At 74.4% G+C, this 7805-nt stretch carries 7 protein-coding genes and 1 pseudogene; 5 read left to right on the forward strand and 3 right to left on the reverse strand.

What is annotated here, in order from left to right; all coding sequences use genetic code 11:
- Positions 1–45: 45 nt before the first annotated feature.
- The 3 genes from pucL to uraD all read right to left on the reverse strand — a co-directional run bounded on the left by pucL (position 46) and on the right by uraD (position 2000).
- On the reverse strand, positions 46–942 hold the full coding sequence (gene pucL, locus NT8_RS25690; RefSeq protein ID WP_067974931.1) for a factor-independent urate hydroxylase: 897 nt from the start codon (positions 940–942) through the stop codon (positions 46–48).
- Positions 943–1095: 153 nt separating this feature from the next.
- Positions 1096–1440, reverse strand: a complete 345-nt coding sequence (gene uraH, locus NT8_RS25695; RefSeq protein WP_067974932.1) for a hydroxyisourate hydrolase — start codon at positions 1438–1440, stop codon at positions 1096–1098.
- On the reverse strand, positions 1437–2000 hold the full coding sequence (gene uraD, locus NT8_RS25700) for a 2-oxo-4-hydroxy-4-carboxy-5-ureidoimidazoline decarboxylase (RefSeq protein ID WP_067974935.1): 564 nt from the start codon (positions 1998–2000) through the stop codon (positions 1437–1439). The genes uraH and uraD overlap by 4 nt, the downstream gene beginning before the upstream one ends.
- 286 nt (positions 2001–2286) lie before the next feature.
- On the opposite strand from uraD, the gene NT8_RS25705 reads away from it, so the two are divergent.
- From NT8_RS25705 to NT8_RS25725, 5 genes and pseudogenes are all read left to right on the forward strand, one after another.
- Positions 2287–3087: a hydroxypyruvate isomerase family protein gene (locus NT8_RS25705; RefSeq protein ID WP_067974939.1), complete on the forward strand. Its 801-nt coding sequence runs from the start codon at positions 2287–2289 to the stop codon at positions 3085–3087.
- A gap of 61 nt (positions 3088–3148) precedes the next feature.
- Positions 3149–4039, forward strand: coding sequence for a 2-hydroxy-3-oxopropionate reductase (locus NT8_RS25710; RefSeq protein ID WP_067974941.1), 891 nt, complete (start codon positions 3149–3151; stop codon positions 4037–4039).
- Positions 4040–4186: 147 nt separating this feature from the next.
- Positions 4187–5908, forward strand: a complete 1722-nt coding sequence (gene gcl, locus NT8_RS25715; protein ID WP_067974943.1) for a glyoxylate carboligase — start codon at positions 4187–4189, stop codon at positions 5906–5908.
- A gap of 70 nt (positions 5909–5978) precedes the next feature.
- A complete protein-coding gene (gene alc, locus NT8_RS25720; protein ID WP_067974946.1) occupies positions 5979–7130 on the forward strand; it encodes an allantoicase in 1152 nt (383 codons plus the stop codon).
- 184 nt (positions 7131–7314) lie between these two features.
- Positions 7315–7805 (forward strand): annotated as a pseudogene (locus NT8_RS25725) (hypothetical protein); the annotation flags it as partial.

Genomic DNA, 7805 nt, shown 5'->3' on the forward strand with positions numbered 1-7805 from the left:
GGCCGGGGCGGGGAGGGGCGCCCCGGCCGGGCGGCGGGCCGCCGGCTACACGAACCCGGGGACGGACTCCCAGGCGCGGCCGGGGGCGGGGGCGTCGTCGCGCTCGACGGTGGCCTCGATCCGGCCGTAGGGCCGGTCGGCGGCGTAGAACACCTCGCCGGGGTTGTCCAGGCCGAACGGCGACAGGTCGACCAGGAAGTGGTGCTTGTTCGGCATGGAGAACCGGAACTCGGCGATCTCCGGGTGCGCGAGCAGCGCCGCCTCGCCCATGCGGTACAGCGTCTGCTGGAGCGCCAGGCTGTGGGTCTCGGCGAACGCCTCCAGCAGGGTCGCGCGGACCGAGGCGTAGACCTTGTCCCAGTCGTGTCCGGTGCCGATGTAGCGCCAGCGGGCGGTGACGTCGGTGGCGAGGATGCGGTCGGTGGTCTCGGCGAGGGTGGTGTAGCGGGTCTTGGGGAACCCGTGGAACTCCGAGCCCGTGGACTTGAGCACCGTCAGCCCCTCGAACCCCGACACCACCCACTCGTCGGCGCCGTCCTTGGTGACCACGGTGGTGCGGGTCTCGGCGCCCGACCGGACGAAGGAGTGGTCGTGCGGCCCGTGGGAGGTGGCGATGCGGTCCCAGCCGTACTCGTGCACCTCCTGGCGGGCGCCGTGCACGTAGGGGTGGTCGTCGACGAAGTGGCGGGCGAGCGCCAGGCCGAAGTCCTCGACGGCGCCGACGCCGCCGCGCTCGCGGGCGAAGGCGTAGACGGTGTTCTTCTGGGTGTCGGTGGCCAGGCAGTGGGAGTTGTCGCCGGCGGTGTGCACGGCCTCCATGTCGCCGCGCAGCTGCGAGGTCACGCTGACGTCCTTGATGCGGTGGACGTCGGTCGAGCGCTCGATGTGCACGAGGCGCACCTCGGCCTTGCCGTACTGGTTGTTCCCGAGTCGAATGCCCACGTCGGGTCGTCTCCTTCGGTGAGGGTGGCGGACTGCGGTGGTGTCGCTCCCGGCCCGCCCCGTTGGACGGGGCCGGGATGCGGGGTGCGCCCGAGGGAGGACCGCTGAACCGCGGAAGGACCTATCACGCACGCGAAGGGAGGTTCGTGGGGGCTAGCTGCCCCGGTAGGTGGAGTAGGCGTAGGGGCTGAGCAGAAGCGGCACGTGGTAGTGCGCGTCGGTGTCGGCGAGGTGGAACACGATCGCGACCTCGGGGTAGAACCCGGCGGTGCCGGTCCGCTCGAAGTAGGCGGCGGTGTCGAAGACGACCCGGTAGACGCCGGCCGCCAGGCGGTCGGGGCCGAAGTCGGGTATGCGGCCGTCGCCGTCGGTGGTGCCCCGGGCGACCGGGGTCCAGGCGGTGCGCGCGGCGTCGGCGGCGGCCTCCAGGGCGGCGGGCACGCCGGCGGCGGGCCGGCCGAGGGCGGCGTCGAGGACGTGCGTGGTGACGTGGCTCATGCGGTGTCCAGGACCTTTCCGGTGCGCAGCAGGGCGATCCGGCGGAGTTCGGCGGCGACCACGCGGGTCTCGGTGTCCGGGTCGTTGTCCATCCGCTTCCGCAGGTCGGCCAGGAGTTCGCGGTCGGTGCGGCCGCTGGCGCAGACGAGGTAGATGCGGCCGAAGCGCCGCTCGTAGGCGGCCTGGCCCTCGGCGAACGCGCGCTGGACGTCGGCGGTGCCGCCGGCGAACGCGGCCTGCTCGCCTCGGGACCACGCCGACTCGGTTCCGCCGCCGGCGGGGCGCTCCCCGATGCGGGGGTGGCGGGCCAGCGCGGCGTCGACCTCCTCGGCGGTGAGCGCGCGGGCGTGCTCGTCGGCGGCGGCGAGGAGCGCGGCGCGGTCGGCGAAGGGGCGGGCGGCGAGCAGCGCCTCCACCCAGCGGTCGACGTCGAGGCAGCGGGCGAACTCCGCGCGGAACCCGTCGTCGGAGAGGGCGTTGACGCGGCGCACCCCGGGATCGGCGGGTGCGGGCCCCGGCGCGGTGTCGGTGCCGCGGGCGGGGTCGGGCCGTTCGGACATCTCACTCCTGCCGGCCGGTGAGCGGGTGCCCGGGCGGCGCGGCGGGCGGTCGCGGCGGGTCCCGTGTGACGGCCATATTTCGTAGTGCAGAAACCAAGTTTTACATGACGGACTGTAGTCCAGGTCACATGTCCGTTGTCAACAGTTATCCGAACTTCGGGCGATCGAACGAGCGGCGGAGGTCGGCTTTGGGATCAGGGGTGGTTGACAGGGGCGCGGCGGGCGCGCACACTCGGATTATTCCTCTGAATGAAAACTACATTCCGCATAGCGAAAAGGAGGCGCGATGAGCCACACGCTGCGGTACACGGTGAACTGCTCCCTGCTGTTCACCGAACTCCCCGTCACCGAGCGCCCCGCCGCCGCCCGCGCCGCCGGCTTCGACGCCGTCGAGTTCTGGTGGCCCTTCGACCGCGCCGTGCCCGGTGACGCCGAGGTCGACGCCTTCGTCACCGCCATCGCCGACGCCGGGGTCCACCTCACCGGCCTCAACTTCTTCGCCGGCGCCCTGCCCGGACCCGACCGCGGCGTCCTCTCCCAGCCCGCCCGCGCGAGCGAGTTCCGCGACAACGTCGACGTCGTCGTCGGCATCGCCGAGCGCACCGGCACCACCGGCTTCAACGCCCTCTACGGCCGCCGCCTGCCCGGCACCGACCCCGCCGAGCAGGACCGCACCGCCCTGGAGAACACCGTCGCCGCCGCCCGCGCGGTCGCCGCCGTCGACGGCACCGTCCTCATCGAGCCCATCAGCGGCGCCGACGACTACCCGCTCACCACCGCCGCCGACGGCCTCCGGTTCGTCGCCGCGGCGCACGCGGCCGGCGCCCCCAACGTCGCGCTCCTCGCCGACCTCTACCACCTCGCCGTCAACGGCGAGGACGTCGCCGCCGTCGTCCGCGACCACGCCGCGGACTTCGGCCACGTCCAGATCGCCGACGCCCCCGGCCGCGGCGAGCCCGGCACCGGCGAGCTGCCGATCGACGACCTGCTCACCGCCGCCCAGGCCGGCGGTTACACCGGCCTGGTCGGCCTGGAGTACAACCCCACCGTGCCCAGCGCCGAGAGCCTGCGCGGCGTCCGCCGCTGACCGGCCCCGCCGGCCGCGCCCGGCGCGGCCGCCGCACCCCACCCCCGAAGGGAGCACCACCATGACCCAGGCGCGCAGCATCGCCTTCATCGGGCTCGGCATCATGGGCCTGCCCATGGCCACCAACCTCGTCCGGGCCGGGCACCGCGTCAGCGGGTACAACCTCACGCCCGAACCGATCCAGAAGCTCGCCGCCGAGGGCGGCCGGGCGGCCACCTCCATCGCCGACGCCGTGCGCGGCGCCGACACCGTCATCACCATGGTCCCCGACTCGCCCGACGTCGAGGCGGCGCTGCTCGCCGAGGACGGCGTCTACGCCCACGCCGAGCCCGGCGCGCTCGTCATCGACATGAGCACCATCCGCCCCGACGTCGCCCGCGCCGTCGCCGCGGCGGGGCACGAGAAGGGCTTTCGGGTGCTGGACGCCCCCGTCAGCGGCGGCGAGGCCGGCGCCATCGAGGCCAAGCTGTCCATCATGGTCGGCGGCGACCCCGAGGTGTTCGCCGAGGCCGAGCCGCTGTTCCGGGTGCTCGGCACCACGCCGGTGCACGTCGGCCCCTCGGGCGCGGGCCAGACCGTCAAGGCCGCCAACCAGCTCATCGTCGCGGGCAATATCCAGCTCGTCGCCGAGGCGCTGGTCTTCCTGGAGGCCCACGGGGTCGACACCGAGGCCGGGCTCAAGGTGCTCAACGGCGGCCTGGCCGGCAGCACCGTGCTCACCCGCAAGGGCGACGCCATGCGCGCCCGCGGCTTCGAGCCCGGGTTCCGGATCGCCCTGCACGACAAGGACATGAAGATCGTGACGACCGCCGCCCGCGAGGCCGGCGTGGCGATCCCGCTGGGCGCCCTCGTGGCGCAGTTCGTCGGCGCGCTCAAGGCCCAGGGCCACGGCGGCCTGGACCACTCCGCGCTGCTGAAGATCGTCGAGCAGCTCTCCACCAAGGAGGGCTAGCCACCGGGTCCCCGCCGGCGGGACTGGCCTCCGGCCCCCGCGGCTTACGTGTGCTCCGCGCGAGGTCCCGGCGGCCCGGGTGTTGGCCGCACCCGAGGCCCCGCCGGCGGGTCCGCAACCCCCCTAGCACTGAAGGGTTCCCTGCGAATGGTACAGATGCCCGCGATGAACGCCGTCGTCGAGGTCCTCCGCTCCGAGGGCGTCGACACCGCCTTCGGCTGCCCCGGCGCCGCCATCCTCCCCCTCTACAAGGCGCTCGAACAGGTCGGCGGCATCGAGCACCTGACGGTCCGCCACGAAGAGGGCGCGACCCATATGGCCGACGCCTGGGCCCGCACCACGGGGCGCGTCGGGGTCGCCATCGGCACCTCCGGTCCCGCCGGCACCAACATGATCACCGGCCTCTACACCGCGCTGGCCGACTCCATCCCCATCGTCTGCATCACCGGCCAGGCCGTCTCCACCCGGCTGCACCAGGAGGCGTTCCAGGCCGTCGACATCGTGGAGATCGCCCGGCCCGTCACCAAGTGGGCGGTGCAGCTCAAGGAGGCCGCGCAGGCCCCCTGGCTGTTCCGGGAGGCGTTCCGCATCGCCCGCGAGGGCCGCCCCGGGCCGGTCCTCATCGACATCCCGGTCGACATCGCCCAGGAGTCGATCGAGTACGACGCCGCCATCGACGCGCCGCTGCCGGTGTTCCCGGTCGAACCCCACCCCCCGCGCGTCGAGCGCGCCCTCGACCTGCTGCTCACCGCCGAGCGCCCGCTCATCCTGGCCGGCGGCGGGGTCGTCATCGCCGAGGCCGCCGCCGAGCTGCGCGAGGTCGCCGAGTACCTCGACGTGCCCGTGCAGACCACCCTCATGGGCAAGGGCGCCTTCGACGAGGACAGCCCGCTGTTCGCCGGCATGACCGGCGTGCAGACCTCCCAGCGCTACGGCAACGCCTCGTTCCTGGAGTCCGACCTGGTGCTCGCGGTCGGCGCCCGGTTCGGCGACCGCCACACCGGCCGGCTCGACGTCTACCGGGGCGACCGCTCCTTCATCCACGTCGACATCGAACCCACCCAGATCGGCAAGGTCTTCGAACCCGACCTCGGCGTGGTCTCCGACGCCCGGCTGTTCCTGCGCGCCCTCGCCGACGCCGCCCGGCGGCGCGGCGCCCGGCGCGAAGCGGGCGCCTGGGTGCGCCGCGTCGGCGAGCTGAAGACCGCCCTGGGCCGCCGCGAGGACTTCGACGCCGTGCCCATCAAGGCGCCCCGCGTCTACAAGGAGATCAACGAGGTCTTCGACGCCGACACCTACTTCGTCACCGCCATCGGGCTCTACCAGATCTGGGGCGGACAGCACCAGAAGGCCTACAAGCCGCGGCACTACCAGGTCTGCGGCCAGGCCGGCCCGCTCGGCTGGGAGATCCCCGCCGCCATCGGGGTGAAGAAGGCGCTGAAGGACACCGAGCCCGACGCCGAGGTGGTCGGCATCGTCGGCGACTACGGCTTCCAGTACATGGTGGAGGAGCTGGCGGTCGCCGCCCAGTACGACGTGCCCTTCGTCCTCATCATGATCAACAACGAGTACCTGGGCCTGATCCGCCAGGCCGAGATCCCGTTCGACATGAACTACCAGGTCGACATCCACTACGACGAGGTCGGCACCGACAACGTCAAGATCATGGAGGCCTACGGCTGCTCCGGGCGCCGGGTCACCGAGCCCGGCGAGATCCGCGAGGCGCTGGAGTGGGCGCGCAAGCAGGCCCAGGCGACCTCGCGCCCGGCGCTCGTGGAGGTCATGATCGAACGCGAGGCCAACACCCCGCACGGCCCCGCCATCGACGCCGTCAAGGAGTTCGAGGCGGCCCCCGACCCCGTCGCCTGACCGCGGCGGACCCGGCCGGGCGGCGACGCCGCCGTCCGGCCCCACCCATCAGCAAGGAGATGACGCAAGAGTGAGCGACCAGGAGTTCCTCCGGTACCCCGACCTCGCCCGCCGCGACCGCGGCGGCGCCGTCGTGTACGCCAACGACGAGTCCTTCGCCCAGCGGGAGAACCTGATCACCCCCGGCCCCGCGGCGTTCGACCCGGCGGACTTCGGGCACAAGGGCAAGGTCTACGACGGGTGGGAGACCCGGCGCCGGCGGACCCCTGGCCACGACCACGCCGTGGTGCGCCTCGGCACCCCGGGCGTGGTGCGCGGCGTGGTGGTCGACACCGCCTGGTTCACCGGCAACTACCCGCCGGAGGTGTCGGTGGAGGGCGCCGGGATCGAGGGCCACCCCGCACCGGAGGACCTGGCCGCCGCCGAGTGGACCACCCTCGTGCCCCGCTCGCCGGTCAAGGGCGACACCGCCAACGCGTTCCCGGTGGCGGACGGTCGCCGCTACACCCACGTGCGGCTGACCATCCACCCCGACGGCGGGGTGGCCCGGTTCCGGGTGCACGGCGAGGCCGTCCCCGACCCGCGGCTGCTCGTCCCCGGTGCCCTGGACCTGGCGGCGCTGGAGAACGGCGGCCGGGTGACCGGGTGCAGCAACGAGTTCTACTCCTCGCCCACCAGCGTCATCTCCCCGGGGCTCACCCGCAGCATGGGGGAGGGCTGGGAGAACGCGCGCCGCCGCGACGGCGGCAACGACCACGTCGAGATCGCCCTCGCCGCGGCCGGCGAGGTCCGGCTGCTGGAGGTCGACACCAGCTACTTCCTGTTCAACGCCCCCGGCGAGGTCCGGGTCAGCGGGTGCGACACCACCGCCGCCGACCCCGCCGACCCGGACGCCTGGACCGTGCTGCTCGACCGCACCCCCGTGCGGCCCGACACCCGGCACCGCTTCCCGGTCGCCGCCGCCCGGCCCGTGGACCGGCTCCGCCTCGACGTCTACCCCGACGGCGGTATCGCCCGCTTCCGGGCCTACGGCGCGCCGTCGGCCGAGGGCCGGGCGGCGCTCTGGCTGCGCTGGATCGACACCCTGCCCGAGGCGCAGGCGCGCACCGCGCTGGCCGACCTCGGCGTCACCCCCGAGGAGACCGCCGACCTCCTCGCCCGGCGCCCGCTCGCCGGGACCGGGGACCTGCCCGCCGCCCTCGCCGCCGCCGTGCGCGGCTGACCCGCGCCGGCGGCCCGCCGGCCTCCCCCGGGAGGGGCGCCCCCAGCGGGCGCCGGGGCGCCACGGTGGCCACTTGGCCGGGCCGCCGCGGCGCCCCTTCCCCGTCTCCGGACGGCCCCAAGGGCGGTATCGGGGGCGGGGCCGGCCCCTCGCGCGGCAGGGGTTCCGGCGCTATCTTCGCGGGATGCAAGCAGCCCCGGCCCCGCCCCTGCTCCTTTTCACGGTCCTCGCGGCGGTCCTCGTGGTGGTCATCGTGGTCACCACCGTTGTGCGGGCCCGGCGCGGACGGACGCGTCCCGCCGACGCCGCCGCCGGGCCGGCCCCGCTCCGCCGCGCCGACGGCGTCCCCGAGCGCATCGGCCCGTACGTGCTCCACGCCCGGCTGGGCGGCGGCGGGATGGGCGTCGTCTACCTCGGCCGCTCCCCCGGCGGGCACACCGTGGCCGTCAAGGCGGTCCACCCCGGCCTCGCCGACGACCCCGATTTCCGCCGCCGCTTCGCCACCGAGGTGGCGGCGGCGCGGCGGGTGGGCGGCTTCTACACCGCCCAGGTGGTCGACGCCGACCCCGAGGCGGAACCGCCGTGGCTGGCGACCGCCTACATCCCCGGCCCTTCGCTGCACGAGGCGGTGCGCGACCACGGCCCGCTGCCGCCCGCCTCCGTCGCCGCGCTGGG

The sequence above is a fragment of the Nocardiopsis trehalosi NBRC 14201 genome (genome assembly GCF_001552555.1).
In the GTDB taxonomy this organism is placed as follows: Bacteria; Actinomycetota; Actinomycetes; order Streptosporangiales; family Streptosporangiaceae; genus Nocardiopsis_B; species Nocardiopsis_B trehalosi.

Excerpts from the sequence above, each read along its gene's own strand:
- gcl (WP_067974943.1), top strand. The coding sequence starts at position 4,187 with ATGGTACAGATGCCCGCGATGAACGCCGTCGTCGAGGTCCTCCGCTCC.
- NT8_RS25705 (WP_067974939.1), top strand. The coding sequence starts at position 2,287 with ATGAGCCACACGCTGCGGTACACGGTGAACTGCTCCCTGCTGTTCACC.
- uraD (WP_067974935.1), bottom strand. The coding sequence starts at position 2,000 with ATGTCCGAACGGCCCGACCCCGCCCGCGGCACCGACACCGCGCCGGGG.
- uraH (WP_067974932.1), bottom strand. The coding sequence starts at position 1,440 with ATGAGCCACGTCACCACGCACGTCCTCGACGCCGCCCTCGGCCGGCCC.
- NT8_RS25710 (WP_067974941.1), top strand. The coding sequence starts at position 3,149 with ATGACCCAGGCGCGCAGCATCGCCTTCATCGGGCTCGGCATCATGGGC.